Annotated in this window: 31 protein-coding genes and 2 pseudogenes; 22 read left to right on the forward strand and 11 right to left on the reverse strand. The window is 68.8% G+C overall.

Annotated elements, in window-relative coordinates; all coding sequences use genetic code 11:
• Nucleotides 1–26 precede the first annotated feature (26 nt).
• Nucleotides 27–1,043 (forward strand): recombinase family protein, encoded by a 1,017-nt coding sequence (locus AB0J64_RS31290; RefSeq protein ID WP_364034640.1) that lies wholly within the window; start codon nucleotides 27–29, stop codon nucleotides 1,041–1,043.
• Nucleotides 1,044–1,222: 179 nt separating this feature from the next.
• Here the strand turns inward: AB0J64_RS31290 and AB0J64_RS31295 are convergent, their stop codons facing one another.
• Nucleotides 1,223–1,663: an ester cyclase gene (locus AB0J64_RS31295; protein ID WP_364034643.1), complete on the reverse strand. Its 441-nt coding sequence runs from the start codon at nucleotides 1,661–1,663 to the stop codon at nucleotides 1,223–1,225.
• Nucleotides 1,664–1,920: 257 nt separating this feature from the next.
• On the opposite strand from AB0J64_RS31295, the gene AB0J64_RS31300 reads away from it, so the two are divergent.
• The 3 genes from AB0J64_RS31300 to AB0J64_RS31310 all read left to right on the forward strand — a co-directional run bounded on the left by AB0J64_RS31300 (nucleotide 1,921) and on the right by AB0J64_RS31310 (nucleotide 5,509).
• The gene (locus tag AB0J64_RS31300; RefSeq protein WP_364034646.1) at nucleotides 1,921–3,519 is read left to right on the forward strand and encodes an FAD-binding oxidoreductase; all 1,599 of its coding nucleotides are present in this window, start codon (nucleotides 1,921–1,923) and stop codon (nucleotides 3,517–3,519) included.
• Between the two features lie 71 nt (nucleotides 3,520–3,590).
• Nucleotides 3,591–4,853 carry a sensor histidine kinase gene (locus tag AB0J64_RS31305; protein WP_364034649.1) on the forward strand — a complete coding sequence of 421 codons (1,263 nt, stop codon included), beginning with the start codon at nucleotides 3,591–3,593 and terminating at the stop codon, nucleotides 4,851–4,853.
• Entirely contained in the window at nucleotides 4,850–5,509 is a 660-nt protein-coding gene (locus tag AB0J64_RS31310) for a response regulator transcription factor (protein ID WP_364034652.1), read from the forward strand. The genes AB0J64_RS31305 and AB0J64_RS31310 overlap by 4 nt, the downstream gene beginning before the upstream one ends.
• Here AB0J64_RS31310 and AB0J64_RS31315 read toward each other — a convergent pair.
• Nucleotides 5,416–5,796: pseudogene (locus AB0J64_RS31315) on the reverse strand (SUKH-4 family immunity protein); the annotation flags it as partial. The gene AB0J64_RS31310 and the pseudogene AB0J64_RS31315 sit on opposite strands and share 94 nt — an antisense overlap.
• A gap of 132 nt (nucleotides 5,797–5,928) precedes the next feature.
• On the opposite strand from AB0J64_RS31315, the gene AB0J64_RS31320 reads away from it, so the two are divergent.
• On the forward strand, nucleotides 5,929–6,534 hold the full coding sequence (locus AB0J64_RS31320) for a DUF4158 domain-containing protein (RefSeq protein ID WP_364034655.1): 606 nt from the start codon (nucleotides 5,929–5,931) through the stop codon (nucleotides 6,532–6,534).
• On the opposite strand, the pseudogene AB0J64_RS31325 reads toward AB0J64_RS31320, so the two are convergent.
• Nucleotides 6,516–6,608 (reverse strand): annotated as a pseudogene (locus AB0J64_RS31325) (SpoIIE family protein phosphatase); the annotation flags it as partial. The gene AB0J64_RS31320 and the pseudogene AB0J64_RS31325 overlap by 19 nt on opposite strands.
• A gap of 235 nt (nucleotides 6,609–6,843) precedes the next feature.
• Here AB0J64_RS31325 and AB0J64_RS31330 point away from each other — a divergent pair.
• Together AB0J64_RS31330 and AB0J64_RS31335 are read left to right on the forward strand one after the other, a co-directional pair.
• Entirely contained in the window at nucleotides 6,844–7,407 is a 564-nt protein-coding gene (locus tag AB0J64_RS31330; protein ID WP_364034658.1) for a GNAT family protein, read from the forward strand.
• Nucleotides 7,408–7,683: 276 nt separating this feature from the next.
• Entirely contained in the window at nucleotides 7,684–8,097 is a 414-nt protein-coding gene (locus AB0J64_RS31335; protein WP_364034661.1) for a hypothetical protein, read from the forward strand.
• Here the strand turns inward: AB0J64_RS31335 and AB0J64_RS31340 are convergent.
• Together AB0J64_RS31340 and AB0J64_RS31345 are read right to left on the reverse strand one after the other, a co-directional pair.
• Entirely contained in the window at nucleotides 8,072–8,458 is a 387-nt protein-coding gene (locus AB0J64_RS31340; protein WP_014173894.1) for a VOC family protein, read from the reverse strand. The genes AB0J64_RS31335 and AB0J64_RS31340 overlap by 26 nt on opposite strands.
• Nucleotides 8,459–8,619: 161 nt before the next feature.
• Nucleotides 8,620–8,970, reverse strand: a complete 351-nt coding sequence (locus AB0J64_RS31345; RefSeq protein ID WP_364034665.1) for an antibiotic biosynthesis monooxygenase family protein — start codon at nucleotides 8,968–8,970, stop codon at nucleotides 8,620–8,622.
• 262 nt (nucleotides 8,971–9,232) lie between these two features.
• Between AB0J64_RS31345 and AB0J64_RS31350 the strand changes: the two genes are divergently transcribed.
• The gene (locus tag AB0J64_RS31350; RefSeq protein WP_364034668.1) at nucleotides 9,233–9,814 is read left to right on the forward strand and encodes a TetR family transcriptional regulator; all 582 of its coding nucleotides are present in this window, start codon (nucleotides 9,233–9,235) and stop codon (nucleotides 9,812–9,814) included.
• 68 nt (nucleotides 9,815–9,882) lie between these two features.
• Here the strand turns inward: AB0J64_RS31350 and AB0J64_RS31355 are convergent, their stop codons facing one another.
• Nucleotides 9,883–10,035: a hypothetical protein gene (locus AB0J64_RS31355; protein ID WP_360893320.1), complete on the reverse strand. Its 153-nt coding sequence runs from the start codon at nucleotides 10,033–10,035 to the stop codon at nucleotides 9,883–9,885.
• Nucleotides 10,036–10,061: 26 nt separating this feature from the next.
• A complete protein-coding gene (locus tag AB0J64_RS31360) occupies nucleotides 10,062–10,211 on the reverse strand; it encodes a hypothetical protein (RefSeq protein ID WP_014173897.1) in 150 nt (49 codons plus the stop codon).
• A 53-nt stretch (nucleotides 10,212–10,264) separates the two neighbouring features.
• Between AB0J64_RS31360 and AB0J64_RS31365 the strand changes: the two genes are divergently transcribed.
• From AB0J64_RS31365 to AB0J64_RS31380, 4 genes are all read left to right on the forward strand, one after another.
• On the forward strand, nucleotides 10,265–10,426 hold the full coding sequence (locus tag AB0J64_RS31365) for a hypothetical protein (protein ID WP_364034673.1): 162 nt from the start codon (nucleotides 10,265–10,267) through the stop codon (nucleotides 10,424–10,426).
• Nucleotides 10,427–10,826: 400 nt separating this feature from the next.
• Nucleotides 10,827–11,249, forward strand: coding sequence for a hypothetical protein (locus tag AB0J64_RS31370; RefSeq protein ID WP_364034676.1), 423 nt, complete (start codon nucleotides 10,827–10,829; stop codon nucleotides 11,247–11,249).
• Nucleotides 11,242–12,861, forward strand: coding sequence for a multicopper oxidase domain-containing protein (locus tag AB0J64_RS31375; protein WP_364034679.1), 1,620 nt, complete (start codon nucleotides 11,242–11,244; stop codon nucleotides 12,859–12,861). The genes AB0J64_RS31370 and AB0J64_RS31375 overlap by 8 nt, the downstream gene beginning before the upstream one ends.
• A 10-nt stretch (nucleotides 12,862–12,871) precedes the next feature.
• Nucleotides 12,872–13,651: a hypothetical protein gene (locus tag AB0J64_RS31380; protein WP_364034682.1), complete on the forward strand. Its 780-nt coding sequence runs from the start codon at nucleotides 12,872–12,874 to the stop codon at nucleotides 13,649–13,651.
• A gap of 166 nt (nucleotides 13,652–13,817) precedes the next feature.
• On the opposite strand, the gene AB0J64_RS31385 is transcribed toward AB0J64_RS31380, so the two are convergent.
• Complete coding sequence (locus AB0J64_RS31385; RefSeq protein ID WP_364034685.1) at nucleotides 13,818–14,609, reverse strand: phytanoyl-CoA dioxygenase family protein; 792 nt, start codon at nucleotides 14,607–14,609, stop codon at nucleotides 13,818–13,820.
• Between the two features lie 101 nt (nucleotides 14,610–14,710).
• Between AB0J64_RS31385 and AB0J64_RS31390 the strand changes: the two genes are divergently transcribed.
• A complete protein-coding gene (locus AB0J64_RS31390; protein ID WP_364034688.1) occupies nucleotides 14,711–15,607 on the forward strand; it encodes an AraC family transcriptional regulator in 897 nt (298 codons plus the stop codon).
• A gap of 350 nt (nucleotides 15,608–15,957) precedes the next feature.
• Here the strand turns inward: AB0J64_RS31390 and AB0J64_RS31395 are convergent, their stop codons facing one another.
• The 3 genes from AB0J64_RS31395 to AB0J64_RS31405 form a co-directional block, all read right to left on the reverse strand.
• Complete coding sequence (locus tag AB0J64_RS31395; protein WP_364034691.1) at nucleotides 15,958–16,155, reverse strand: (4Fe-4S)-binding protein; 198 nt, start codon at nucleotides 16,153–16,155, stop codon at nucleotides 15,958–15,960.
• Nucleotides 16,156–16,162: 7 nt separating this feature from the next.
• The gene (locus AB0J64_RS31400; RefSeq protein WP_364034694.1) at nucleotides 16,163–17,386 is read right to left on the reverse strand and encodes a cytochrome P450; all 1,224 of its coding nucleotides are present in this window, start codon (nucleotides 17,384–17,386) and stop codon (nucleotides 16,163–16,165) included.
• Between the two features lie 127 nt (nucleotides 17,387–17,513).
• The gene (locus AB0J64_RS31405; protein ID WP_364034697.1) at nucleotides 17,514–18,455 is read right to left on the reverse strand and encodes an RNA polymerase sigma-70 factor; all 942 of its coding nucleotides are present in this window, start codon (nucleotides 18,453–18,455) and stop codon (nucleotides 17,514–17,516) included.
• Between the two features lie 256 nt (nucleotides 18,456–18,711).
• On the opposite strand from AB0J64_RS31405, the gene AB0J64_RS31410 reads away from it, so the two are divergent.
• The 9 genes from AB0J64_RS31410 (at nucleotide 18,712) to AB0J64_RS31450 (ending at nucleotide 25,383) form a co-directional block, all read left to right on the forward strand.
• Nucleotides 18,712–19,563, forward strand: coding sequence for an SDR family NAD(P)-dependent oxidoreductase (locus AB0J64_RS31410; protein ID WP_364034700.1), 852 nt, complete (start codon nucleotides 18,712–18,714; stop codon nucleotides 19,561–19,563).
• Nucleotides 19,564–19,614: 51 nt separating this feature from the next.
• On the forward strand, nucleotides 19,615–20,817 hold the full coding sequence (locus AB0J64_RS31415; protein ID WP_364034703.1) for an FAD-dependent oxidoreductase: 1,203 nt from the start codon (nucleotides 19,615–19,617) through the stop codon (nucleotides 20,815–20,817).
• A gap of 23 nt (nucleotides 20,818–20,840) precedes the next feature.
• Nucleotides 20,841–20,978: a hypothetical protein gene (locus AB0J64_RS31420; protein WP_364034706.1), complete on the forward strand. Its 138-nt coding sequence runs from the start codon at nucleotides 20,841–20,843 to the stop codon at nucleotides 20,976–20,978.
• 99 nt (nucleotides 20,979–21,077) lie between these two features.
• Nucleotides 21,078–21,581, forward strand: a complete 504-nt coding sequence (locus AB0J64_RS31425) for an SDR family NAD(P)-dependent oxidoreductase (protein WP_364034709.1) — start codon at nucleotides 21,078–21,080, stop codon at nucleotides 21,579–21,581.
• A gap of 2 nt (nucleotides 21,582–21,583) precedes the next feature.
• A complete protein-coding gene (locus tag AB0J64_RS31430; RefSeq protein WP_364034712.1) occupies nucleotides 21,584–21,805 on the forward strand; it encodes a hypothetical protein in 222 nt (73 codons plus the stop codon).
• A gap of 208 nt (nucleotides 21,806–22,013) precedes the next feature.
• Complete coding sequence (locus tag AB0J64_RS31435) at nucleotides 22,014–22,268, forward strand: hypothetical protein (protein WP_364034715.1); 255 nt, start codon at nucleotides 22,014–22,016, stop codon at nucleotides 22,266–22,268.
• A gap of 267 nt (nucleotides 22,269–22,535) precedes the next feature.
• Complete coding sequence (locus tag AB0J64_RS31440) at nucleotides 22,536–22,943, forward strand: YciI family protein (RefSeq protein ID WP_364034718.1); 408 nt, start codon at nucleotides 22,536–22,538, stop codon at nucleotides 22,941–22,943.
• Nucleotides 22,940–24,085, forward strand: coding sequence for a DUF6596 domain-containing protein (locus AB0J64_RS31445; RefSeq protein WP_364034721.1), 1,146 nt, complete (start codon nucleotides 22,940–22,942; stop codon nucleotides 24,083–24,085). Before AB0J64_RS31440 ends, AB0J64_RS31445 begins: the two co-directional genes overlap by 4 nt.
• Nucleotides 24,086–24,435: 350 nt before the next feature.
• The gene (locus tag AB0J64_RS31450; RefSeq protein ID WP_364034724.1) at nucleotides 24,436–25,383 is read left to right on the forward strand and encodes a methyltransferase domain-containing protein; all 948 of its coding nucleotides are present in this window, start codon (nucleotides 24,436–24,438) and stop codon (nucleotides 25,381–25,383) included.
• The last annotated feature ends 67 nt before the right edge of the window (nucleotides 25,384–25,450 follow it).

The raw sequence follows: 25,450 nt of genomic DNA on the forward strand, positions 1-25,450 counted from the left end.
CCGCACTGGAGCTTTGAAACACATCCATGAAACGATTGTGGGTGAGCGACGACGACTTTTCCCGCGTGGAAGCCTTCGACTGCCCGATGTCCTCCTGCGCAGCCCCGGCCGGATCGCCGTGCCGCACCGGCCGGGGCAAGGTGGCCGCTCAATACCACACCGCCCGGTTCCGGCTCGTGCCGTCCCTGGCCAAGGTGCTCAACGTGCCGACCCTGGCACTGCGCAAACCCCGGACCGCGGGGGTGGAACTATCCCGCCCCCGGCACCCGGACGTCCGGACGTCCGGACACGCCAAGATCGGCTACGCCCGCGCTTCGACGGTGCGCCAGTCGCTGCAGACCCAGCTCGACTCCCTCAAGGCCGCCGGGGTCACCCGAGTCTTCTCCGAGAAGATCTCCACCCGCGCCACGCGGCGCCCCGAACTCGAGCGGGCCGTCACCCTGGCCCGTGAGATGCGCGCCTCCGGCGTCGCGGTCACCCTGGACGTCCACGAGCACAAGCGGCTAGGCCGCGGCCTGGCGCTGGCCGAGCTCGCCGAACAGTTGCGCGCCTGCGACGTCGGCCGGGAGTTCCTCACCGGCGAGCTGCAAGGCAGTCACGATCCGTCCGGCGTAGTGTTCACCGTGCTCGCGGCCCTGCCTGGGATGGAACGCGAATACATCCGCGACCGCACCCGGGAGGGCCACGAGAGCGCCCGCAAGAACGGCAAGGCCATCGGCGGCGCCACCGTCACCGATGAGGCCATGCTGTCCATGGCGCTGCATCTGCGCGACCAAGACCTCAGCCTGCGCGAGATCGCCTCCCGCCTGGTCATCACCCAGGGCGCCAAGATTCGCCATTGCTACTGGGACCCCGTCCAGCGCCGTACCCAGCACCGGGCCGGCCGGCTCCGGGCCGAACACCGCACGCACCCGATCGACCATCGGCCCGGTGAACTCGGCGTCCACCTCGTCGGTGTGGTAGCTCAGCAGCACGGTCGGCGGACGGTCCTTGAACGGGAAGATCCACATCGACCGTCCGGGTTCTGCAAACTCCGGTCGTGAAGCCGGAGTGCCGATTGCGTCTCATGTGAGAGTGACCAGGGATGGACCCGACCTCTGGAGACGTGAGGCGACGACCTCGTCCCACAAGGCCTGTCGCCCGCTTGTACGCAAGCAGTGCAGCGGCTCAGCAGGCAGGAGCGCCCATCAGAAACGAGCGCGATCGCGGTCCCGCGAGCGTGTCAGAGCGCCTCGGTGTATCGACCGAGTTGCCGCAGCTGTGAGTAGACATCGACGACTCCCCAGAGGTCGGTGATCTTGCCGTCGGCAAAGCGGATGATGAAGATCTCGTTGTAGGTGACGGATCTGCCGGTCGCGGGCATGCCCCGGTATTCACCGGAGTTGGTCCCGGTGACCGTCTGCCGGACGACGATCTTGTCTCCCTCGGCGAGCAGGTCCTCGACCGTCACGTGAATGTCGGGGAACGCGCGCAGGAGGGTCTCCCATATGCGCTTCTGTGCCTGCACCGCGGGCATCTCGGTCCGCTCCGCCGTGTGGAACCGCCCGTCCGGGTGAATGTACTCGTCGATCGCCTTCGCGATGACCTCCAGATCGCCGCTGTTGATGGCGTCGTGGAAGTGGTGGTACGTCTCCTTGTTACGTGCTTCCTGGTCTGCTGACATGCGCATCTCCTTAGCTTGAAAAGACGCCTGCCGGGTGAAAACGGCGTCTCGATAATTACGACGAGACGGCCCCTCGGATTGTGATGCCGGCGATCCACCGCCCGCCTGGTCAGCCGTTCGGTGGGGCGGAGAGTTCAGCCGTCGATTCATCACATGGGTTGATGTGTGCCTTGCTCCCGGATTGAGACGCTGACTCCTCCAGCAGGGAAGGGACAGGACACATGCCAGAAATGAGCGGCGGGAGTACACGCGCGACGGTGAGTCGTCGTGGGCTGCTCGCCGGTGCGGGTGCCGCGACGGTCACCGTGTTGGGTGCCGGCGGCGCCGCCGCAGCAGTACCGGAGACGACGGGTTTTGGGCCGGTGACGGTACGGCCGGGCGACTTTCGCTACGACAACCTGCTGCGTGGCAACAACTTCCGGTACGTCGGCCGGCCGGAGGAGATCCGCGTGGTCGGGTCGACCGATCAGGTGGTGCGTGCGGTGTCCGATGCGGTGCGGTCCGGCCGGCGGATCGCGGTGCGCAGCGGCGGGCACTGCTTCGAGAACTTCACCGCCGATCCGGCGGTGCGGGTGCTGCTGGACCTCTCCCCTATGGACGAGGTCGGCTATGACGCCGATCGGCGGGCGTTCGCGGTGCAACCCGGCGCCACTCTCGGGCACGTGTACCGGACGCTGTTCAAGGGCTGGGGCGTGACGATCCCGGGCGGCGGCTGCCCGGAGGTGGGTGCCGGTGGGCACATCGCGGGCGGCGGGTACGGGCCGCTGTCCAGGCGGTACGGCTCGGTGGTGGATCACCTGTACGGCGTGGAGGTCGTGGTGGTCGACCGCGACGGTACCGCCCGTACGGTGGTTGCCACCCGCGAGCCGGACGACCCGCACCGCGACCTGTGGTGGGCGCACACCGGCGGTGGCGGCGGCAACTTCGGCGTGGTCACCCGGTACTGGTTGCGCTCGCCCCGCGTCGCCGGCGCCGACCCGGCCCAGCTGCTCCCGGCGTCACCACAGCGGATGCTGCAGCACGTGGTCTTCTGGTCCTGGGAGCACATGACCGAACAGGCGCTCACCGGACTGCTGCGCAACTTCGGGACCTGGCACGAGCGCAACAGCGCGCCCGGCTCTCCGTACGCCGGGTTGTACGGGATCCTTCAGCCGTCGCACCGCGCCGGCGGAACCGTCATGCTGGTCGCGCAGATCGACGCGGACCTCCCCAACGCCGACAGCATGGTGACCGACTTCCTGGCCGCGGTGACCGCCGGCACCGACCTCACACCGGCGCTCGACATCCCGCGGACGATGCCATGGTTGCACCGGATGACCTGGCCGGGCACCGGCGAGCCGGGTGACGTGCTCAACCGGCGGTACAAGATAAAGGCCGCCTACCTGCGACGCGGCTTCACCGACAGCCAACTCGCGGCCGTCTACCGCAATCTGACGAACTCCACCGGAGGGCCGGGCGCCGGCATGCTGCTCGTCGGCTATGGCGGCCAGGTCCGCGAGGTAGCGCCAGGGGCCACCGCGATCGCCCAGCGAGACGCGGTGATGAAGGCGGTCTACCAGACGATCTGGGCCGACGAGGCGGACGACGCGGCCAACCTCGCCTGGGTCCGCGGCTTCTACCGCGACGTGTACGCCGAAACCGGCGGCGTGCCCGTGCCCGGCGAGGTCAACGACGGCTCCTACATCAACTACCCCGATGCCGACCTGGCCGACCCGGCATGGAACACCTCAGGCGTGTCCGCGCACCGGCTCTACTACAAGGACAACTACCCGCGCCTGCAACGGGTGAAAGCCCGGTGGGACCCGCGCAACGTCTTCCGGCACGCTCTGGCCATCGAACCTCCCCAGGCCGGCTGATCGGCATCGGGACGTGCCGGTGCGGAGATTAGATTGTCCGCTGAGGGCAAGCGCCGGAGAGGAGGACGCGAGTGAGCGAGCCGACGGCACGATGGCCCGTGACGGTGACCGCCGGGCCGTATGCGTTGCTGGCGCTGCTGGCCGGTGTCACCGTGGCCGTCAAGCGCTCGGCGGGCGAGTCGCTGCTCATCGACCTGGCCCTGTGCGCGCTGATGGCGGCGTGGATGCTGGGCGTCTTCACGCTCCGTCCTGCCTGGCGCGAGCGGGTGCCGGTGATGGCGGTGTTCTTCACCGTGCTGATCCTGCTCATGGCGATCCTGGTGATCAGAGACCCGTGGTTCGGTTTCTTCACCCCTGCCGCGTACGTCTTCGCCTTCCGGGTCCTGCGCTGGCCGTGGGAGCCGATCGGCGTCGGCGCGGTGGCGGTGGTGTCGGGCACGGCTCAGGCGTACGGCGTGGACAAGACCACGGCCGTCGGCCTGATCACCTACGGCGCCGTCGTGGCCGCGAACGTCATCCCCATGTGCGCCTTCGCCTGGTACGCCCGGCGCGACGCCCGGCGGAACGAGGAGCGCGAGTGTGCGCTCCACGAGGCTCGCGAGGCGAACCGCAAGCTGGCGGCGTCGCTGGCGGAGAACGCGGCCCTGCACGAGCAGTTGCTGGTGCAGGCACGGAACGCCGGCGTGCAGGACGAGCGCCGGCGGATGGCGCGGGAGATCCACGACACCCTGGCGCAGGGGCTCACCGGCATCATCACCCAACTGCACGCGGCCAAGCACTCCGGCGACGATCCGGCGGAATGGCACCGGCACGTTGAGGCCGCGACCAAGCTGGCCGGGGAGGGTTTGTCCGAGGCGCGGCGGTCGGTGCACGCGCTGCGCCCTGAGCCGCTGGAGACGGCACGGCTGAGCGAGGCGCTGGCCGGCGTCGCTAAACGCTGGTCGGCACTTCAGGAGATCCCGGTTCAGATCATGACGACCGGCACGGCGCGGCCCATGCGGCCGGAGGCCGAGGTCGCGCTGCTCAGAACCGCACAGGAGGCGCTGGCCAATGTGGCCAAGCACGCGCGGGCGAGCCGGGTAGGGGTGACGCTGTCGTACATGGAACACGAGGTGGCTCTGGACGTGCGCGACGACGGCGGCGGCTTCGATCCGGCCTGGCTCACACATGATGTCGCCGATGGCCCGCGTACGGCTCACCGTGGATTCGGACTGATCGCGATGCGACAGCGGATCGAGGGCCTGTCAGGCACGCTGCAGGTCGAGTCGGAGCCCGGCGCCGGCACGGGGATCTCGGCCCGCGTCCCCGCCGAGCGGGCGGAGTCGCCCGCATGAGCCGCTCCGATACCGTGATCAGGCTGCTGATCGTCGACGATCATCCGGTGGTCAGAGACGGCTTGAGCAGCATGTTCGCGCGAGATCCGGAGTTCGAGGTGGTCGGCGAGGCCGGCGACGGAGCCGAGGCGGTCCGGCTCGCCGATACCCTGCGGCCGGATGTGGTCCTCATGGATCTGCGGATGCCCGGCATGGACGGCGTGAGCGCGACAAGAGAGCTGGCCGGGGGCGGGAGCGGCGTGCGCGTGCTGGTGCTCACCACGTACGACACCGACAGCCACGTGATGCCCGCGATCGAGGCAGGTGCTACCGGCTACCTGCTCAAAGACGCTCCCCGTGATGAGCTGCTGCGGGCGGTCCGGGCAACGGCCCGGGGCGAGGCGGTGCTCGCGCCCTCGGCGGCGGCCCTGCTGATGAGCCGGGTACGCTCCTCCCCCTCGGGGCCGCTCAGCCAACGCGAGCTCGAAGTGCTCCAACTGGTCGCGGCGGGGGCCACGAACCGGGAAGCGGCGGCGAGGCTGTTCATCACCGAGGCCACGGTCAAATCTCACCTGCTGAACATCTACGGCAAGCTCGGTGTAGGTGACCGTGCCGCCGCCGTCACCGAGGCGTTCAACCGGGGACTGCTCGTCCCGCGACCACCGGAACAACCCTGACGCCGTAGCGGCGCAATGTCATGAGTACTTCGCCGCGATGGATTTGAGGGCGAAGAGCAGCACGCGCTGCCAGTACATGACCCGGCTCTCGAAGGAGGGTGGGTCGATAGGGAACTGTTGATGAGCGTACGGTTCCGCTCCCCGTCCCCCGGCGCGTACCAGTAGACGCGGTGGTCCGCACGGGACAGGCAGGCCAGGCCGCCGATGCCGTTGCCGATCACCATGTCGTCCTCGATGTCCGGCGGAGTGGAACCCGGCTCTCCGATGTCGCGGACCTGAACGATGCGGCGGCATGGTCTGGACCCACCTGGAGCCGAATGCCGACACCAGTTCCGCCCCCGTGACCATCTCGGGGGTGCAGACCAAGTACGCCTGAAAGGGGCAGTGGCCCCTTCTCTCCACGGGAAAAGAGCTGGTCAGTGAGTACTGCGGAGGCGGGGCGGGAGTTCTTGAGTGACAGCGAGGCTGCCGCGTACGGCCGGTACTCGGGTGCTCCGTCGCAGGCGGAGCTGGAGAGGTTCTTCTTCCTGGATGACGCGGACAGGAGGCTGATCGCCGAGCGGCGCGGGGTGCACGCCCGTCTCGGCTTCGCCCTGCAGCTGACGACGGCCCGATTCGTCGGGCGTTTCCTGACCGATCCGCTGGATGTGCCCGATGAGGTGCTGGTGTATCTCGGCGAGCAGCTCGGGATCGAGAATGTCTCGCAGGTCAAGCGGTACACCGAACGGCGCAACACGCCGTTCGAGCACCAGGAGGTGATCCGAGAGGCCTATCAGCTGAAGGAGTTTCCCCAGGCTGAGGCCGAGTTCACCGCCTGGGTGGACTCGCGGGCCTGGAACACCGGCGAGGGCAAGAAGACCATCTTCTACGACGGCGTGACCTGGCTGCGCACCGACAAGGTGCTGCTGCCCGGCGTGACCACCCTGGCGCGCCTGGTCGCCCGAGTGCGCGATGGGCCACCGACCGGCTCTACGCCGCGCTGCATGCGGTGCTGTCGCCGCGGCAGCTCCAGCCCGAACTCCTGACCATGGGCATCTCGGGCTTCTATGATGCCGTCGGCGTAGAGCAGCAGCCGGTCGCCGGGCTCAAGCTGATACTGCGCGGCCGGGACCTCCGCGGACAGACCGAACCCCATCGGCGGGTCCGGCGTGCTGGCGCCCATGAGCACCTGGACTATCGGTGTGCGGCGTCGCCGACGCCGACAAGCTGACCAACTGGCTGGTGGTCAACGTCCCGACATGATCTCTCAACGGGTCGGTGCTCGTCGTGGAGGTGGATGCTGATCACTCCAAAAACGTTGGACGTCTGTCGGACATCCTGCGACCATCCGCACTGTGACAGATGAAGCCGATCGCCAGACGTCGTTCCCCACCAGTTCGAAGCACGTGCGCTTCGTCGAGTTGTCGAGCACTGCGCTGTCCGCTCTGCTCGATGGGGATCTGCCCGCAGCCAGCAACGCGGCCGGGGTCGCGCTGACTGAGTACTTCGTGACAGACAGAGCACGGTGGCTGTGGCGTATTCGGATCGACCAGATGGCCGCCGATCCCCGCCACGCACCGTGGATAGCGCGGCAGGCGGTGACGGGGCCTGAAGGTGTCGTCGCCGGTCATGCCGGGTTTCACGGACCGCCCGATGAGGCGGGCATGGTAGAGATCGGCTACGCGGTTGCTCCTGACTTCCGTCGCCAGGGGTACGGCCGAGCTATCCTGATCGAGTTGCTGCGCCGGGCCGCAGCCGAACCGGCGGTCAAGACCGTACGTGCGACGATCAGTCCCGATAATGTAGCGTCCCTGGCCACGATCGCCGGCTTCGGCTTCGTCCAAGTCGGCGAAGACTGGGACGAAGAGGACGGTCTCGGACTCATCTTCGAAGTCCCTTCCAACCGCCGTACTCATTGATCAACTGAGTCGCGGCTTGCCGTACCCGAGCCGCTCGTTTGGGGCTCATGACACGTTTCTTACCGGCCCCCCCTACTCCCGCCCCTGGCCCGGCCTGCGGGAAGCGGGACAGGGTGGCCGCGGGCGCGTTCTGCCAGGGCGCGCAGAGGGGGGCCAGCGACTCCCGACGTCCGAAACTCCGGCCGCTTCCGGCCCCGGGGAACAACGGAACAGTGGTTGGCGCTAAGCGATTGATCTTGCTGGTTACTCGGCCTCGGTGGGCTGGAGGACCTGGTCTTGGAGGCGCTGTCGGAGGTCGGCTTCCTCCAGCGTGAGCGGATCGTCCGGGCGCCGGATGCGTACTCGGCGGGGACGCGGGATGCCGTCGACGTCCTGGAGGTCGGCGAAGTCGGCGTGCGCCGCCTCGACGGCCTCGGGGTACGCCTCCTTCTTCCCGTGCTCGGCGAGCGCGCGGTAGATGCTGGCAACGCTGGGGGCCTGGCCCTTGCGCTTGCGGGGGCGGTCGATGACGTGCCAGCTGACGCGGACCGGCGCGGGTGGGGGGAAAGATCGCCTTACTCGGTCTCTGACCGCGCCGGTCTGCCGGTTCGTCTTCGCCGATGCCGGTTTTGCCGCGATCCCGCCACCACCTGTGAAGCCGTGATCCGCTGGGCCGCCATCGGCCTCACGACCCGGCGCCGCCCGGGGTGAGGATTTCCATGAGATGTCCGTCGGGGTCGCGGAAGTAGGCGCCCCTGCGGCCCATGGTGTGCTTACTGCGATAGATCTGCCCGATCTCTTGGCATGCAGGATCGCCGTAGTGGGTGATCCCGCCGTGCTGGATGCGGGCGAGGGCGGCGTCGAACTCCTGCTCGCTGACTATGAACGCGTAGTGGTGTGGCTCGAAGTCGTCCAGCTGGTCGTAGTCCAGACTGACCTGGTTGGCCAGCGTGACCGGCGTGAAGTGTGCCACCGGCGGATCGACACTCAGGCCGAGGATGTCGGCCAGGAACTGCGCCGAGGCTTGCGGGTCACGGGCGGGGACGATGGTGTGATTCAGTTCCACGGGCATGGTGGCTCCTCTTCAGGGACGGGACTACGCGGGGTGGGGCGCAAGGCGCGGCCGGCTTCGGGCTCGGCCTTGGCGACCCGGCATGGTGCATGGATGCGTGACTGCCGGGGGGAGGGCAGGGCTGGCTTCTCCGGCTGCCCTCTCTGGCTGCAGCTGCCGTGTCATACGTTGATCTGCTCGAAGATGTGCGGGTACGACACGATGTCGTCGCTGAACTCGGCCGCCATGCGCTGGAACTCCGGGCTGCCGAACGCCGAGGCGAGCGCCTCGGTCGACTCCCAGACCGCGACGTTCATCAGAAGCTTGCTGTCCGCCGTTCCCTTGTGCATCTGCAGGGAGACGAATCCCGGCTGAGCCTTCATGAACTCCGCCTGCCTCCGAAAGAGGGCCAGGAACGCTTCAGTCCTCTCCTTCGGGACGACGAAGGTGTTGGCCAGGACGATGGGTCCGGTCTTCTCCTTGAACTGCGCGAACATCGGCGTATTCGGGTCGAGACTCTGCAGCTTGGCCATTTTCGGTACTTCCTCTCGCTGTCGGTTGCCCCGCGGCACTGAGGTCGGCAACCGCCGTACTGGGTCCGGCGACGCTCACGACGCTCGCTATCTGTGGCAGAGGGGATCTGACGGTCACTCAAGGGCATCGCTGGTGACACCGAGGCCTCCAGCGACGGCGGCCTTGCCGACGCTTGTTGGCCAACGCTTGTTGGTCAACGTTGTTGGCAAACGTAGAGCAGCAGCTCTGGACTGTCAACACCTGTTGGTCTACGTTGTTGGCATGACCGGCACCACGGAGAACCAGCAGGCCGCACGGCGTTCCGACGCCACCCGCGCCGCGATCCTCGACGCGGCCCGCGAGCGGTTCGTGGCGGACGGCTACGAGAAGGCGACCATCCGGGCCATCGCGCGCGACGCGAAGATCGACCCGTCAATGGTGATGCGCTACTACGGCAACAAGGCGGGCCTGTTCGCGGCGGCCGTCGCGATCGATCCCGGGTTGCCGGGCCTGTCCCTCGAACCGCGCGAGGAGATCGGCCGTACGCTGGTGCGTCACTTCCTCACCCTGTGGGAGGAGAACGGGGAGCTCACCGCGCTGATGCGGGTCGGCGCCACCGACCCGGCCGCCGCCGATCGCATGCAGAGCGTGCTGCGCGAGCAGATGATCCCGCTGGCCCGCCGACTGGGCCACGAGCCGGAGCAGGCGCAGGCGCGGGCTGCACTGTGCGTCTCGACCGTGCTGGGGCTCGCGCTGACGCGCTACGTGCTGCGGTTCCCGGCGAGCGTGGCGCTCGGCCGCGAGGAGATCGTGGACTGGCTCGGGCCCACGGTCCAGCGGTATCTCACCGCACCCACGCCCTGAAGAACGCGTCCAGGCACCCACCGCGACCTCGGTCACGGCGGATGCCCTCAAAGGGAAGACCGAAAGGATCAGCCCTGCTTCTGCGGCTTGCGGGACTTGCCGCCGAGCATCATGAGGCCGGCGGGCACGCAGCCGGAGGTCCACACGGCGCAGCCGCAGATCGCCGGGCCCCGTACCCCAGACGGGCATCCGCCCCGGAAGCTGCGATGCTCATTGATCACGACCCGATACGCGCCCTAACGCCGCGTCATTCGCCGGTGCCCTCGTCGTCCTCGTCAAGGTGGACGGTCGCCGGGTCACGCAGTGGGCGCAGGCCCTCACGTGGCGGGCGGGCGGCGAAGCTGTATCGGCCCAGGCAGTTGAGGTTGGCGTGCTTCAGCGGGGAGACCCGGGCCACGTCCTCGTTGAGGACGTCATGCTCCCGCTCCTCGGGCGGCAGGCCGGGGCCGGGTGCGGGTCGACGGCCTGGCGGACGAGGTCGGCTGGAGCCGCAAGCGCCTGTGGTCCCGCTTCCGGTCCCAGCTCGGCATCACCCCCAAACGCGCCGCCCGGCTGGTGCGCTTCGACCACGCCGCCCACCTTCTCGCGGCGGGTCACGCCGCCTCCGCGTAGCCGCCAGCCGCTTGAACTGCGGATAGGCGGTCCGGTCGATCCACGTCATCCCAGGTCGTCCCTCGCCTCGATCTCGGCGTCCAGACTCCGAAACCGTGGCGACGATCAACTCCACCGGACGCCTTGTTCGCCAAACCGCAACCAACCCCAAGCGGAGGGTTACATCATCCGACAAACAAGCCCCTCTGAGCAGCGCCTCGACACCCGACTGCCCCTTTCTCCCGTACTTGGTCTGCTCTCGGACTCCTTGGCCATCTGCGGCCGGGGTGAGCCAGCCCCTGCGGGATCCGCTCATGCTTCCCCATACATAACAGCATAGCAATATTGATCTTAGACAACATCACTCGTAAGCCATAGCGTCGAGGCGTTTCCAAAGGGGACAGAGCGAGGAGGATCCCTCATGCTTACCCGGGGATTCGATGCTGCGCATCGGACGACACCGGTGGGGTGGGTGCTACGGGCCGTCGTCAGCGCGCACGTGGTGGCGATCGTCGGCCAGCCGGTGTTCGCCGGGGCGTACCTGACCGGTGACTTCGACAGTCTGCGCTGGCACGCGGTCGGCGCCGACGTGGTCACCTCCATCGGCTATCTGCAGGTGATCGTGGCGATCGTGGTGTGGATCGGGCTGCGTCAGGTCTGGCCGTTCCTTGCCACGATGGCGGTGGTGACGGCCGAGACCGTGCAGTACGTCGCCGGGTTGGACGGCGCACTGTGGTTGCACATCCCGTTGGGTGTGATGACCATCGTCGCGCTTGTCGTGCTGTTCATCGCCGTCTGGCGCCGGCCCCTGCTGCGGCGACCGCGGGAGGCCCGCGATGCGTGAGCGTGGCATGACCAGGCGGCAGGCGCTGGGCATCGGCGGGGCGCTCGGGCTGATGGCGGCCACCGGGCTGTCGGCCTCGGCGGCGCTGGCGCGCAGGCCGTCGATCACCGGTGCCGAGTTGCGCAGTGCCGTACCGCTGCCGCCGCCTTTCCAGGTGCCGCTGCCGATTCCCTCCGTGCTGGCGCCGGTCAGCAGCTCGGGCGGCGTCGACCGTTACGCGATCACTCAGCGCGAAGCGAGCGCGGAGATCCTGCCCGGCGTCAGGACGCCGCTGTGGACCTATGAAGGCACCTTCCCGGGGCCGACGATCGAGTCGCGCCGCGGCCGGCCCGTCACCGTGACGCACCGCAATGAGCTGCCCGTACCGACCGTGGTACACCTGCACGGCGGACGGACCCCAGCGGCTTCCGACGGATACCCGACCGACCTCGTCCTGCCCGAGGGCTGGCAGGAGCCGGCCATGCACATGCAGCCCGCCTCCGGACACAGCATGCACGGCACGCAGAGCATGCAGAGCATGCACGATCCGCGTGCGGTGGTGACCACGCTGACACGGGACTACACCTTCCCGCTCGACCAGCGGCCGACGCTGCTGTGGTACCACGACCACCGGATGGACTTCACCGCCCCCGCGATCTGGCGCGGCCTGGCCGGCCTGCAGATCGTCCGCGACGATGCCGAGGAGGCACTCGGCCTGCCCGCGGGGCAGCGCGAACTGCCCCTGATGATCGCCGACCGGGCGTTCGCCGCCGATGGCGGCCTCGCCTACCCCGCCCTCGACCCCACCCTGCGGGAGCAGCCGGGCGTGACCGACCCGTATCTCGCCGGTGTCCTCGGCGACGTCATCTTGGTCAACGGCGCCCCCTGGCCCGTGCACGAGGTCGACGCGGCCCGCTACCGGCTGCGCATCCTGAACGCCTCCAACGCCAGGCACTACGAACTCGAAGCGGTCACCGACGACGGGCGCCGGCTCGATCTCGTCCAGATCGGCGCCGACCAGGGACTGCTCGCGGCGCCGGTCACCCACCACGTCCTGCCGATCGCGCCGGCCGAACGCTACGACGTGATCATCGACTTCTCCGGCGTCGCGATCGGCAGCCGCGTCAGAGTCGTCAATCGGCTCGGCTCCGGCCGTACCCGCGACGTGATGGCCTTCCGGGTCGCGCGCAACGCCACCGACGACAGCCGCATCCCGCGCGTACTCTCGGACGATCTGCCGGCCTGGCGCAGGTCGGACGCCGTCAGGGTGCGCAAGTTCTCCTTCCGCACCGGGCGGATGCGCGGCGGTCATGGGTGGCTGATCGGCGGGCAGCCGTTCGACCCCGGCCGCTCCGACGTCACCGTCGGTCTGGGCGATGTCGAGGTGTGGCGGCTGGTCGCCGACGTCCACCATCCTGTCCACCTGCACCTGGTCGGCTTCCGGGTGCTCTCGCGCAGCGGCCGGCCGCCACTGCCGCACGACGCGGGACTCAAGGACACCGTGTCCCTACGGCCGGGCGAAACAGTGGAGATCATCACTCGTTTCGACGGCTACCGCGGCCGTTACCTCTTCCACTGCCACAACGCCGAGCACGAGGACATGGGCATGATGGCCAACCTCGAGATCATCTAGGAGCACGTACATGCCCGGCCAATCCGGGCATCGTCATCATCGGAGCCAGCCTCTGAACGCCGCTGACCGTCGCGAGATCATCGAGAAGACCATCTCCACCCGCCGCGCTCACCGCCGGAAAATCCAGGCCACTGTGGTGGCGATGAAGGCAGGCGACACCCTGGTCATCACCAAACCCGACCGCCTGCACATCCTGAGTCGAGCTCCTGTACGTCGCCCCGTTATCGTGTTTCACGAGGCGGCTCCGCCGCTTGCTCCAACAAATCCTCAACAAATTCTCGATGATCCCGCCCTAACGTCCACGGCGAGGCACCAGCCAGGTGAAGGGGATTGCGAAATGACACACATCATCGGGAAAGCTGGGGCTGTGCTCAGCGGGGCCGGCCTGTCACTCGTCCTTTTAACCTCCGTCGCGCACGCCACCGCAGCTCCCGCGCACCGAGTCAAAGCGAGCTGCACGATGCGTGACGGCCACAAGATGGACTTCGAGATGAAGTACAGGACGTCCGGCGGGTACCACCGCGTCTCCGACGTCATTTACCGATGGAGCTCCGAGGTGCCGATCCGCCTGAAGACCGCGCATCTTCGCCTGACGGTCGAGCGACGTGGCCAGGACAAGAAGGTCTTCGGGGAGACGCTCCATGAGAAGCAGGCGTCCACCGACGTCTCCTACGACATCATCGTCGATGTCAAGGTCCCGGCCAAGGAGAAGCTCTATCTCGTCGTCGACTCCACGTCAGTGAAGAAAGGCAGAGAGATGCGCTGCGTGGGACGCACCGCCAGCGTGTAGCGCCGTTGGCCTGCATTGAGAGAAGGTCTCAGGTCTGGCGCACCACCCCCGAGATATCCCCCATAAGGGCAGGTCAGAGATATATTCGTCGGATGCTGCGCCAGTATTACCGAGACCCCTGCCCGGCGGCTGCCGTGTCGGGCCGGGGCGCCGCGCCCGGCGCCACCTAAGCCCAGGGACGGGGGAAGGTGTCGCCGTCCAACCGGTCGCCCACGGCGAGTCCGAGAGGGTCGGTCACGATGTGCCCGGTCCCGTTGTAGGTGGTCGCCTCGTCCATGTAGATGATGACGTGCGCGAACCTGGCCTGGTCGGTGCGGTTGGGCAGCGCCATGTGGCCGGTGTAGCCGCTGTGGAAGGTACAGTCGCCGGCGCGCAGCGGTACGGTGACCCGCGGGATCCAGCGCAGGGACGCGTCCATCGTGAACAGGTCTTCCTCGTGGTGGAGGTCCTGCGGGAGCAGGCCGGTGCGATGCTGGGTGCCAGGCAGAAAGGTCATGCAGCCCCGCTCCGGCGGAACGTCGACCAGCGCTATCCACGCCGACAGCGGGAGCCGATCACCTGAGTGCGGCCAGTACGGACGGTCCTGGTGGAACTCCGTGGCGGCGTTGTTGTGCGGCTCCTTGACCAGCATCTGGTCGTGCCAGAGCCGCAGCCGGAACCCGGCGAGCTGTTCGGCGATCCGGCCGAGCCGCGGGTCGAACGTGAGCTCTCTCAGCGTCTGTTCGCGTTGCCAGACGTTGACCAGCTGGCTGAAGACGCCCTCCTTCTCCAGGCTCTCCGCGCGATGCGCCTCCAGGAACGCCTCGGCGCTCGCTCGGAAGCGCTCGACCTGGTCGGGCTCGAGAACACCTCGTACTCGGACGAAACCGTGTTCGCGGTACGCCGCCACAAGTTCCTCCGACACCCGGCCGTCGGCACCGACGTCGCTGCCGGACTGCTCGCTCGCGGTCGTTGTCATCACTGACCTCCAGAATTCTTCCCGTTAGGACCCCTCCAGCGTCGTCGTGGTGTGCCGTTGTGGGCTAGGCCGATCCCGGCGAGTACTCGTACGATCCCGACATGCCCGCCACGCTGCACGAGCACGCGCTGTTCGCCGGAGGCCCGGTCTTCGCAGGTGTCCACCACCTGAACCCCGACATCGAGCCGCACGCGCACGACTTCCTCGAGATCGCGGTGATCGGGACCGGTTGCGGCCGGCACGTGACCAGCCAGGGCGAGCACTCGCTGCGGCGCGGTGAGGTCATCGTGCTCCGGCCCGGCGCGTGGCACGGGTTCCGGGACTGCACCGACCTGACCGTCGCCAACTGCTGCCTGTCCGCCCAGGCGCTACGAGCCGAACTGGCGGCCCTGTACGACATTCCGATGCTCCGCCGGATGCTGTGGACCGATCCGGTGGCATCCGGCACGCACGGCGTGGCGATCATGACCGTCGATCCGGCCGCCGCCGAAGAGGCCATCGCGGAGATCGGCCTGCTCGAACGGGACCTCAAGGCTGACCACGACCGGCCGGGACGCGTGCTGGGCCGACTGATCACCGTGCTCGGCATCCTCGCCGACGGCCGTGACCCCGAACGGAAGACGCTCGAGCCCGCCATCCACCCCGCCGTCGCCGCCACTATCGCCCGGCTCGAGGCAGCGCCTGCCCATCCGTGGCGGCTGGATGATCTCGCCCAGGCGGTCAACCTCGATCCCGCCTATCTCGGACGGCTGTTCAGGCGGTACGTCGGGTTGACGCCGCTGGGCTTCCTGGCCCGGCTACGGGCCGAACGCGCTGCCACCTTGCTGGCACACTCGACCCTGCCGACTGCCCGCGTCGGCGCCGCCGTCGGCTGGGACGATCCGACGTACTTCGCCCGCCGCTTCCGTACGCTGGTCGGGCTGACGCCCACCGAGTATCGGCGACGTGCCCGATCAACCTCCCATCTGCAGCTCAACGTCCCGGAGGCGCCCTCCTGACGTCCCGGCACAGTCAACAACGCCCGCCCACAGTGGCCAGGAACCGGCGCCGCTCCGCCGGCAGCACCGACAGGTCGAGGGTGTACGCGTCCAGGTCGGCGCACCGCTGGTCGGTGAGCTCGTCCGCCGGCCGGTCGAACGTCTCCCGCCGGGCTTCCTCCCGCGCGTGCGACCCACTCGCTGAGGACCGGATCCATGTTGCCGGTCCTCCGACCTCTCGCCCCGACCGACGAAGTTGCCAGATAACCGGGGCACAAAGCGGTCACCCGTCCCCCGCATCGGACCGCTGAGTGGCGGTAACCCCGTTCGCCTTCGCTCGCTTACGCCACTGGCTGTTCGGTCTTACCCTTCTACTCCTGCGGGATGGACAGGGCTCGGGATGGGCACAGGGTGATGGCGTGGCGCGCCTGTGCGGCGCGCTGGTCGTCGGGGTGATCGGTCAGCAGGGTCACGATGCCGTCGTCGTCTTGGTCGAAGACGGCCGGCTCGATCAGGACGCATTGGCCGGAGCCGACGCAGAGGTTGGTGTCGGCTGTGATTCGCATCATTCCTGCCTCACCAGGTGACCGGGAGCTCGTGAACGCCGTAGATGACGGCGTCGCTTTTGAACGGCAGGTCCTCGGCCGGTGCGGCGAGTCGCAGGGTGGGGATGCGGCGGAACAGCGTGTCGAAGACGACCTGCAGCTCCATCCGGGCCAGGTTCTGGCCGAGGCACTGGTGCGGGCCGAATCCGAAGGCGAGGTGGTGGCGGGCTCCGCGCTCGACGTCCAGTTCGGCCGGATCCTTGAACGCCGCCGGGTCCCAGTTGGCCGACAGCATCGAGACGATGACGCCCTCGCCGGCCCCGATGCGCGCCCCGCCGATCTCGACGTCTTCGGTGGCCAGCCGGGAGGTGACCCCGTCGGCGATGGAGAAGTAGCGCAGCAGTTCCTCCACGGCCATGGGCGTCTTGTCCGGATCGGTGGTGATCAGGGCGAGTTGCTGTGGGTGGGTGAGCAGCGCGACCACGCCGAGCGAGATCATGTTCGCTGTGGTCTCGTGTCCGGCGGTCAGCAGCAGGAAGGCCAGGCTCACCAGGCTCGCGTGATCGAGGGCGCCCATCTGGCGTTGCCGGGCGATCTGCCGGCTGAACAGGTCGTCGCCGGGTTCGGACTCTTTGCGGGTGATCAGGTCGTCGATGTAGGCGCGCAGTTCGGCGAAGGCTCGCTGGCGGTCCTCCAGAGATGTCCGGCGTACCAGCATGGAGGTGCGCCCTTGGAAGAAGTCGTGGTCGGCGTAGGGGACGCCGAGCAGTTCGCAGATCACCAGGGAGGGCACCGGCAGGGACAGCGCCTGTACCAGGTCGACCGGCTGCTGGCCGGTGGTGAGCATGTCGTCGATGAAGTGGTCCACGATGGCCTGGATGCGCGGGCGCAGCGAGGCCAGCCGCCTCACGGTGAACTCGCCGATCACCGCCCGGCGGGCCGCGGCGTGTTCCGCGCCGTCCATGCTGAGCATCAACGGCGGCTGGCTGCGGAGCTGCTGCAAGGTCGCCGCATCGAGGGTGAAGAGCGGCCAGCCGTCCTTGCGCTTGTCGGAGGAGAAGCGGGGGTCGGCGAGGACGGCACGGCCTTCCTCATGCCCGGACACCCACCACGCCTCGCCGCCGCTGGTCAGGCGGACCTTCCTGATCGGCGCCTGCTCGCGCAGCCGTTCGTAGGCGGCGGGCGGGGCGAACGGGCAGCCACGCTCGACCGGCAGCTCCAGGTCGGCGAGTTCGCCGGCAACGCTGTTCGTCATGAATGACCTCCTGGTAGAAGATCTGGCCTGAATTTGTACGGGGCTGTTCGGGATGAAGCCAGACGCGGTGTCTGGTCAAGCGGCTGTTCAGCGCCGGTGCTCATCGCGGGGTGAGCGAGGTGAAGGATCACTTCAGCGTGAGCGGGGTCTCGGCTGCGATGCGGGTCAGCTTCCGCGGGTTGCGGACGTAGTACAGGCCGGTGATGCGGGCGTCCTCGACCCGGACCGCTATGACGCCGTCGATCTCGCCGTCCACGCGGAGAATGAGCGCCGGGTTGCCGTTGACCACGGTGGGCTCGCTGGTGAGCGCGATGTCGGCCTTGCCAAGGCCGCTGACGATCATGCGGGCGACCTTGCCGGCGCCGGTGATCGGCCGCGGTACGGCCTGCTTGACGCCGCCGCCGTCGCTCACCAGGACGACCTCAGGGGCGAGCACATCAAGCAGACCTTGCAGGTCCCTGGTTTCGAGCGCGCGCTGGAAGGACTCCACAGCCGCCCGGGCCTGGCTCGGGGAGACCGCCTCGCGAGGCCGCCGGGCATCGACGTGCCGGCGGGCCCGGTGCGCGATCTGGCGTACGGTCGCCGGCGTCTTGCCGACGGCGGCCGCAATCTCCTCGTAGCCGATGTCGAAGACCTCGCGCAGCACGAAGACGGCCCGCTCGGTCGGCGACAGCGTCTCCAGGACGAGCATCAGCGCCATCGACACGCTCTCGGCCAGCTCGACGTCCTCGGCCACGTCCGGCGCGGTGAGCAGGGGCTCGGGCAGCCACGGGCCGACGTACGCCTCCTTGCGGCGCTTCATGACGCGCAGCCGATCCAGCGAGCGCCGGGTGACGATGCGTACCAGGTAGGCGCGCTGGTCGGATACCTGCCCCATGTCGATCTTGACCCACCGCAGCCAGGTCTCCTGCAGGGCGTCTTCGGCGTCAGCCGCCGAGCCGAGCATCTCGTAGGCAACGGTGAACAGCAGGTTGCGGTGGGCGAGAAATGCCTCGGTGGCCAGGTCCATCCGGCCGCCACCAGCCATCGGCTCGGCTGTGCCCGCCGTTGCATCCCTGCGCTCGTTCATACCTGGCTCCTGCCTGTTCACCCGCGACTCCTGCTCCATGCACAAGGCGTCCGCGCCTACCGCTGTGTGACACCCGTGACGGGTGACACACGTCACATGACCGCACTGTCACAAAGTTCGGGGCGCAGACGCCGCATGGTCGTCAGGACGCCGCGCGAACAATCCGCGCAGAACGCAACTCCCTGAGCGATCACCTTGGCCTCGTTGCGTGGTGACCGCCGCGCAACCGTCACCTCAGAAAGAACGGAAAGACATCATGAGCAAGGTCTGGTTCGTCACCGGTTCGTCTCGCGGCCTGGGCCGCGAGTTCGTCGAGGCCGCCCTGTCGCGTGGCGACAAAGTGGCCGCGACTGCCCGGATCGCTGCAAGCCTTGACGAGCTGGTCACCGCCTATGGCGAGGCGGTGCTTGTGCTGGAGCTGGACGTGACCGACAAGGCCGCCGTCGTCGAAAGCGTGAAGCGGGCCGCCGAGCACTTCGGCCGTCTCGACGTCATCGTGAACAACGCCGGCTACGCCCATGTCGGCGCGATCGAGGAGATGACCGAGCGGGAGCTGCGCGACCAGCTGGAGACCAACCTGTTCGGCGCGGTGTGGGTGATCCAGGCCGCGCTGCCCTACCTGCGAGAGCAGCGCGGCGGGCACATCATCCAGCTGTCCTCGGCGGCCGGGCTGATGGCGTTCCCGCTCAGCGGCGCCTACAGCGCCTCCAAGTGGGCCCTGGAAGCCCTGAACGAATCCCTCGCCCACGAGGTCGCCGACTTCGGCGTCAAGGTGACTGTGATCGAGCCCGGCGGCTTCGCCACCCGGTCCGGAGAGAACCCCGATCCCCTCAACAACGGCCACATGGCCGAGCCTGACCCGGTCTACGACGGCCTTCGCCGGCGCATCGCCGCGATCGCGGGAAAGCAGCCCGTCGGCGACCCGGCCGCCGCGGCCCAGGCACTCCTCAAGATCGTCGACTCCGGCAACCCGCCCCTGCGGGTGCTCTTCGGGCAGGGCTTCTACCCGATGCTCCAGCAGGTCTACGCCGACCGGCTCAAGACCTGGGCCGACTGGCAAGACCTCGCCGCGGAGGCTCACGGCGATCTCGATCAAGAGAATCAGTGACCCAGGGCCGAGTCAACTCACCGAGTGCAAGAGAACCGACAGGAGCAACACGTGAAGCACCGCATCCTCATCCTCGGCGCCGGCTATGCCGGGGCCTACGTGGCCGGGAACCTGGCCCGCCGGCTGTCCCCGAAGGACACCAAGATCACCGTGGTCAACGCCGTGCCGGATTTCGTCCAGCGAATGCGGCTGCACCAGCTCGCGGCCGGCCGGGCCATCGAGGCCCCGCAGCTTGCCGACGTCTTCGCGGGCACGGGGATACGCCTGTGCCTGGCCCGTGTCACCGCCGTCGACCCCGAACGCCGGGTCGTCACCGTGGCCGACACCGACAGCGGCGACTGCGAGCTCGGCTACGACACACTCGTCTACGCGCTCGGCAGCCACGGTGACGTCGAAGCTGTCCCCGGCGTGGCCGAGCACGCCTTTGACGTCGCCGCCCGGCCCTCGGCGCTGCGCCTGCGCGAGCGCCTGGACACCCTGGACGGGCGGGGCGATGGCAGGAGCGTGGTGGTCGTCGGCGACGGGTTGACCGGCATCGAGACCGCCACCGAGATCGCCGAATCCCGGTCCGGCCTGTCGGTGGCGCTCATCGCCCGCGGCGAGCTGGGCGCCCGGCTGTCGGCCGGAGCCCGCGGCCACCTGCGCCAGGCCTGCGACCGGCTGGGCGTCACCGTCCTGGAGCACACCCTCGTCGAAGCCGTCGAAGCGACGCGGGTGCTGTGCGCCGACGGCACCGTCCTGGCGTCCGACGCAACCGTGTGGACGGCCGGGTTCGCGGTCAACCCCATAGCCGCCGCCGGCGGACTGGAGGTCACCCCGAACGGGCAGATCGTCGTCGATCGCACCATGCGGTCACTCTCGCACCCGAACGTCTACGCCATCGGTGACAGCGCCTACGCCATCGGCGACAACGGCCGGCCGCTGCCGATGTCCTGCGCATCGGCCGGCTACACCGGGCGGCAGGCTATCGAGGCGATCGTGGGACGCCTGACCGGCCGCGCGATTGCCAACACCAAGCTGGTCTACACGTACAACCACATCAGCCTCGGGCGGCGGGACGGAATCCTGCAGACGGTCGACGACGAAGGGCAGGCAAAGCAGAAGTACCAGGGCGGCCGGAAGCCCGCACGGATCAAGGCGGGCATCCTCAAGATGGCGCTGTGGGCCACCTCGCACCCCACCTACGGCCTGCCCAAGCGCAAGCACCGCCTGGCCGCCGCGCCGGACGCGACCGCCGGTAAGGCGCTCGTGTAGCCGCCTCATAGGGCGTGGTCCGCGTGGACAGCACCGCCACTGATCGCTTCGACACCAGTCGGTTCGAGGCCAGCCGGAACCGGCTGGCCTCGCTGGCCTACCGGCTGCTGGACTCTGCCGCCGACGCCTGCACACAAGACGCCGATCCCACCGGTTTGTGACAAACCGCCGCCGGTGGCCTACATCACACCTCGGCAGTGTCACAGGAATCGGGTCGGCACCGCCACATGGTCGTAGTTACAACGACGTCAGGAGAGAACATGACCTCGGTATTGATCACTGGAGCGAACAAAGGCCTGGGCTACGAGACGGCGCGTAGGCTCGGGGAGCTGGGCTGGAGGGTCTTCCTCGGCTCACGCGACGAGGGCCGGGGAAGGGCCGCCGCGCAGAAGCTGGCCGCCGACGGCGCACACGTCATCATGGTTCCATTGGACGTGACCTCGGAGGAGTCGGTGGCCGGGGCTGTGCGGCTGGTCCGGGAGCACACCGACCGGATGGACGTGCTGATCAACAACGCCGGCACACCGGGCGGCGGTGTCAACCCGGCGCACGCGACGGCCAAGGACATCCACGCCGTCTACGACACCAATGTGTACGGGCCGGTCCGGGTCACGCACGCGTTCCTGCCGCTGTTGCAGGCGGCCGATAACCCGCGGGTGGTGATGGTCACCGGCGCCGGGGGGTCTATCGCGGTCGTGACTGACTCCCGGCAAGCCGTCTCGACGATGTACGAACTCGCCTACACCTCGTCGAGGGGGCACTGAACATGATCACCGTCCGATACGCCCAGGCGCTGCCGGCCATCAAGTTCAACGCCGTGACCCCCGGCGAGGTCGCCAACGGCAGGTTCACCGCCACCGACATGAACATCCACACGGGCGAGCTGACGGTCACCGAGGGCAGTGAACCGATCATCGAGCTCGCGACGCTCGCCTCTGACGGGCCGACCGGGATCTTCATCGATCGCCTCGGCCCCATCGCCTGGTAAAACATCCCAGAGGGGTGCGCCAAGGGGCGTGACTTCGGGGAGATTGTGGCCGGCTCGATCCTGCGGCGCCTGTCCCGGAGCATGCGCAGTGCGCCATGTTGAGCTGCGAAAAGTCCTTAGCGTTGTTCTCTGAGGAAATAGTCCCAGCACCCTGGTCGAGGGGCGTTGGGCGGCACGTTACGTCGGGCTCTACGACCAATGAGTCGACGTGGCGATGATGCGGGTCCCGGACGGCCACGGGCGGGTCGAGCTGGCGAAGTACCACATGCCGAAGGCGATCAGCGGCGCGCCGGAGGACGCCCCGGCGAACACGCTGGGCATTCGCCGCATCATGTTCGCGGTCGACGACATCGACGACGTCATCGCCCGCCTGCGCACCCACGGCGCCGAACCCGTCGGCGAGGTGGTGCAGTACAAGGACTGCTCGCGACGTGACCCGCTTGAAACGCTCCACCTTGAGTGAGAACCCGATGGTTGCCCTGACGATCGACACCGAGGTGCACCCACCCAAGATCTTGCTCATCCGGGGTCGGGCCGAGCTGGACTACGTCGATGGCATCGCCTGAGCGGCGCGAGGTCGCTCGCATGGGCCGGGCAACCCCACTGCGGTACGCGGAGTCTGTGAAATCCGCCGGAAAATGTCGCGAAGGGATGTCGAGAACCCGCGCGCGGCTCCGTCCCCGGAGTGACCACGGCCACAATGGGCCTGTACCGACCAAGGAGAAACACGATGGCCAAGTACCTGCTGCTCAAGCACTACCGCGGCGGGCCGGCACCGGTCAACGACGTGCCGATGGAGCAGTGGACGCCGGAGGAGCTCACGGCCCACGTGCAGTACATGCGTGACTTCGCCGCTCGGCTGGAGGGCACCGGCGAGTTCGTCGACGCTCAGGCGCTCTCTCCGGAGGGCACGTTCGTCCGCTTCGACGGCGAGGGGCGGCCGCCGGTCACCGACGGCCCGTTCGCGGAGACCAAGGACCTGATCGCCGGCTGGATGGTGATCGACGTCGAGACCTACGAGCGGGCGCTCGAGCTGGCCGGCGAACTGTCCGCGGCTCCGGGCGCGGGTGGGAAGCCGATCCACGAGTGGCTCGAGGTGCGCCCCTTCATGGTCGAGCCGCCCACGGTGACCGAGTGAACGAGTCGCTGCTGCGGGAGCTGGTGCCCGCGGTGATCGGTGTCCTCGTCCGTCGCGGAGCCGACTTCGCGGCGGCCGAGGACGCCGTGCAGGACGCCCTGGTCGAGGCCGTGCGCGTATGGCCGGACGACCCGCCGCGGGACACCAAGGGCTGGCTGGTCACCGTGGCCTGGCGTAAGTTCCTCGATGCCGCCCGCGCCGATACCTCCCGACGGCACCGCGAGGTACGCGTCGAGACCGAGCCCGTGCCCGGCCCGTGCGAGGCGGTGGACGACACGCTCCGGCTGTACTTCCTGTGCGCGCACCCGTCCCTGACACCGGCCTCCGCCGTCGCGCTCACGCTGCGCGCGGTCGGCGGCCTGACCACGCGTCAGATCGCGCGGGCCTACCTCGTACCGGAGGCGACCATGGCCCAGCGGATCAGTCGGGCCAAGCGCACCATCTCGGGCGTCCGGTTCGACCAGCCCGGTGACGTCGCCACTGTGCTGCGCGTGCTCTACCTGGTCTTCAACGAGGGCTACTCCGGCGACGTCGACCTCGCCGCCGAGGCGATCCGGCTCACTCGCCAACTGGCGGCCAAGACCCTCCACGAGGAGGTCGCGGGCCTGCTCGCGCTCATGCTGCTGCACCACGCCCGGCGCCCGGCACGGACCCGCACCGACGGCAGGCTCGTGCCCCTCGCCGAACAGGACCGCAGCCTGTGGAACACCCGCCTGATCGCCGAGGGCGTCGACGTGCTCCAGACGGCCCTCGCCCGCGACCGCCTGGGCGAGTTCCAGGCCCAAGCCGCCATCGCCGCGCTGCACGCCGACGCCCCGACGGCTGAGGAGACCGACTGGGTGCAGATCGTCGAGTGGTACGACGAGCTGGTGCGCCTCACCGGCAGCCCGGTGGCCCGCCTCAACCGGGCGGTCGCGGTCGGCGAGGCCGACGGCCCACGGGCCGGCCTGGCCGCCCTGGCGGAGCTCGACCCCGCTCTGCCCCGCCACACCGCCGTCGCGGCGTACCTCCACGAGCGTGACGGTGACCCGGTGACCGCGGCACGGCTCTACGCCGAAGCCGCCCGATCGGCGCCCAGCCTCCTCGAACGCGACCACCTCACGCGACAGGCCGCGCGGCTCAATGCGCAACTGCGTGGTTGACCGGCGGGCGCCAGGCGTTCACCCATATCCGCCCGATTTTTCCCACGTACTACGGCGACCCCCGGACGGGGCGGTTGGCCTGGGCGCGATCGGCGGTGAAGCGGATCTGCCGCTTGTGCAGCAGCGACAGCGCCCGCGAGGCGGCCATGCGGATCTCGGCCATGGCGTTGAAGACGTTCCGAAGAGACCTCCGCCGAACACGACCCAGCGGCCCGGCGACGCCAACGCTGAGAACTGGGGCCTACGCCACGCGGCGCCAGAATCCGGTCCGATCCTCCAGTCCCGGAGGCCGTCTGGTTTCATTCCATGTCGCACTGACACAGCACGCGAAAGGTCGCGAGGATGTAGGCATGAGTTCATCGCAGCCCCTCGCTGACCCCGGGTCCGAGCCGGACACGACCGCAGGCGGGGCGGTGAATACCGCTGGCGCGGAGTCCGGTCCCCCATCGCCGCACACCCCTGGGTCTGCCCCGGATCACCGCTACCTGCTCGACAACGCCCGGGTGGAGGCGGGCGAGCGGTTCACCTGGCTGGCCGAGCTGTTCGACGGTGTCACGCGGGGGCACTTCGACCGGCTCGGAGTGAAGGCGGGCTGGCGCTGCTGGGAAGTCGGCGCCGGAGGCCCCAGCATTCCCGAGGCACTCGCCACGGCCGTCGGACCAACCGGTTACGTGCTGGCCACGGACATCAATCCGGCCTGGTTGGACCCGCACAGCGGGTACGAGGTGCTCCGGCATGACATCGTCGGGGACCCGCCGCCGCAGCCGGGCACGTTCGACCTGGTACACGCCCGGCTCGTGCTCGTCCACGTGCCCGACCGTGCCCGGGCGTTGGCGACGATGGTGGCGGCGCTGCGCCCCGGTGGCTGGCTATTGGTCGAGGACGCCGATACCGAGCTGCAGCCGCTGGCCTGCCTCGATGAGGTTGGCCCGGCACAGCAGCGCGCCAACCGGCTGCGGCGCGCCGTCCGGGAGTTGATGACCCGCCGCGGCGCCGACCTGCGCTACGGCCGTACGCTGCCGCGGGCGCTGCGTGCGGCCGGCCTGGTCGATGTCACGGCGGCCGGCTGCTTCCCGGTCGGCGGGGTAGCGTGCGACCGGCTGGAGACCGCGACGGTGCGCATGGTCCGCGCCGAGTTGCTCGCCGCTGGGTTGGCCAACGACGCCGAGATCGACGCGCACCTGGCCGCCATCGATGCCGGCGAGCTCGACCTCACCCTCGCGCCGCTGATCTCGGCATGGGGACGTCGCCCGGGACAGCCCGCGGCGTCCGGGCCGCGGTCAGCCACAGGCCGGTGAATACGGCGCAGGCCAGCGTCACGGCACCCGCCGTGAGGAAGGCGCTGTTGAGGCCGGATTCGAAGGA

The sequence above is a fragment of the Nonomuraea sp. NPDC049695 genome (genome assembly GCF_040674955.1).
Lineage (GTDB): Bacteria > Actinomycetota > Actinomycetes > Streptosporangiales > Streptosporangiaceae > Nonomuraea > Nonomuraea helvata.

Excerpts from the sequence above, each read along its gene's own strand:
- AB0J64_RS31430 (WP_364034712.1), top strand. The coding sequence starts at position 21,584 with ATGATCACCGTCCGATACGCCCAGGCGCTGCCGGCCATCAAGTTCAAC.
- AB0J64_RS31440 (WP_364034718.1), top strand. The coding sequence starts at position 22,536 with ATGGCCAAGTACCTGCTGCTCAAGCACTACCGCGGCGGGCCGGCACCG.
- AB0J64_RS31385 (WP_364034685.1), bottom strand. The coding sequence starts at position 14,609 with ATGACAACGACCGCGAGCGAGCAGTCCGGCAGCGACGTCGGTGCCGAC.
- AB0J64_RS31310 (WP_364034652.1), top strand. The coding sequence starts at position 4,850 with ATGAGCCGCTCCGATACCGTGATCAGGCTGCTGATCGTCGACGATCAT.
- AB0J64_RS31390 (WP_364034688.1), top strand. The coding sequence starts at position 14,711 with ATGCCCGCCACGCTGCACGAGCACGCGCTGTTCGCCGGAGGCCCGGTC.
- AB0J64_RS31370 (WP_364034676.1), top strand. The coding sequence starts at position 10,827 with ATGCTTACCCGGGGATTCGATGCTGCGCATCGGACGACACCGGTGGGG.
- AB0J64_RS31395 (WP_364034691.1), bottom strand. The coding sequence starts at position 16,155 with ATGATGCGAATCACAGCCGACACCAACCTCTGCGTCGGCTCCGGCCAA.
- AB0J64_RS31345 (WP_364034665.1), bottom strand. The coding sequence starts at position 8,970 with ATGGCCAAGCTGCAGAGTCTCGACCCGAATACGCCGATGTTCGCGCAG.
- AB0J64_RS31450 (WP_364034724.1), top strand. The coding sequence starts at position 24,436 with ATGAGTTCATCGCAGCCCCTCGCTGACCCCGGGTCCGAGCCGGACACG.
- AB0J64_RS31295 (WP_364034643.1), bottom strand. The coding sequence starts at position 1,663 with ATGTCAGCAGACCAGGAAGCACGTAACAAGGAGACGTACCACCACTTC.
- AB0J64_RS31290 (WP_364034640.1), top strand. The coding sequence starts at position 27 with ATGAAACGATTGTGGGTGAGCGACGACGACTTTTCCCGCGTGGAAGCC.
- AB0J64_RS31340 (WP_014173894.1), bottom strand. The coding sequence starts at position 8,458 with ATGCCCGTGGAACTGAATCACACCATCGTCCCCGCCCGTGACCCGCAA.
- AB0J64_RS31380 (WP_364034682.1), top strand. The coding sequence starts at position 12,872 with ATGCCCGGCCAATCCGGGCATCGTCATCATCGGAGCCAGCCTCTGAAC.
- AB0J64_RS31350 (WP_364034668.1), top strand. The coding sequence starts at position 9,233 with ATGACCGGCACCACGGAGAACCAGCAGGCCGCACGGCGTTCCGACGCC.
- AB0J64_RS31425 (WP_364034709.1), top strand. The coding sequence starts at position 21,078 with ATGACCTCGGTATTGATCACTGGAGCGAACAAAGGCCTGGGCTACGAG.
- AB0J64_RS31400 (WP_364034694.1), bottom strand. The coding sequence starts at position 17,386 with ATGACGAACAGCGTTGCCGGCGAACTCGCCGACCTGGAGCTGCCGGTC.
- AB0J64_RS31410 (WP_364034700.1), top strand. The coding sequence starts at position 18,712 with ATGAGCAAGGTCTGGTTCGTCACCGGTTCGTCTCGCGGCCTGGGCCGC.
- AB0J64_RS31405 (WP_364034697.1), bottom strand. The coding sequence starts at position 18,455 with ATGAACGAGCGCAGGGATGCAACGGCGGGCACAGCCGAGCCGATGGCT.
- AB0J64_RS31375 (WP_364034679.1), top strand. The coding sequence starts at position 11,242 with ATGCGTGAGCGTGGCATGACCAGGCGGCAGGCGCTGGGCATCGGCGGG.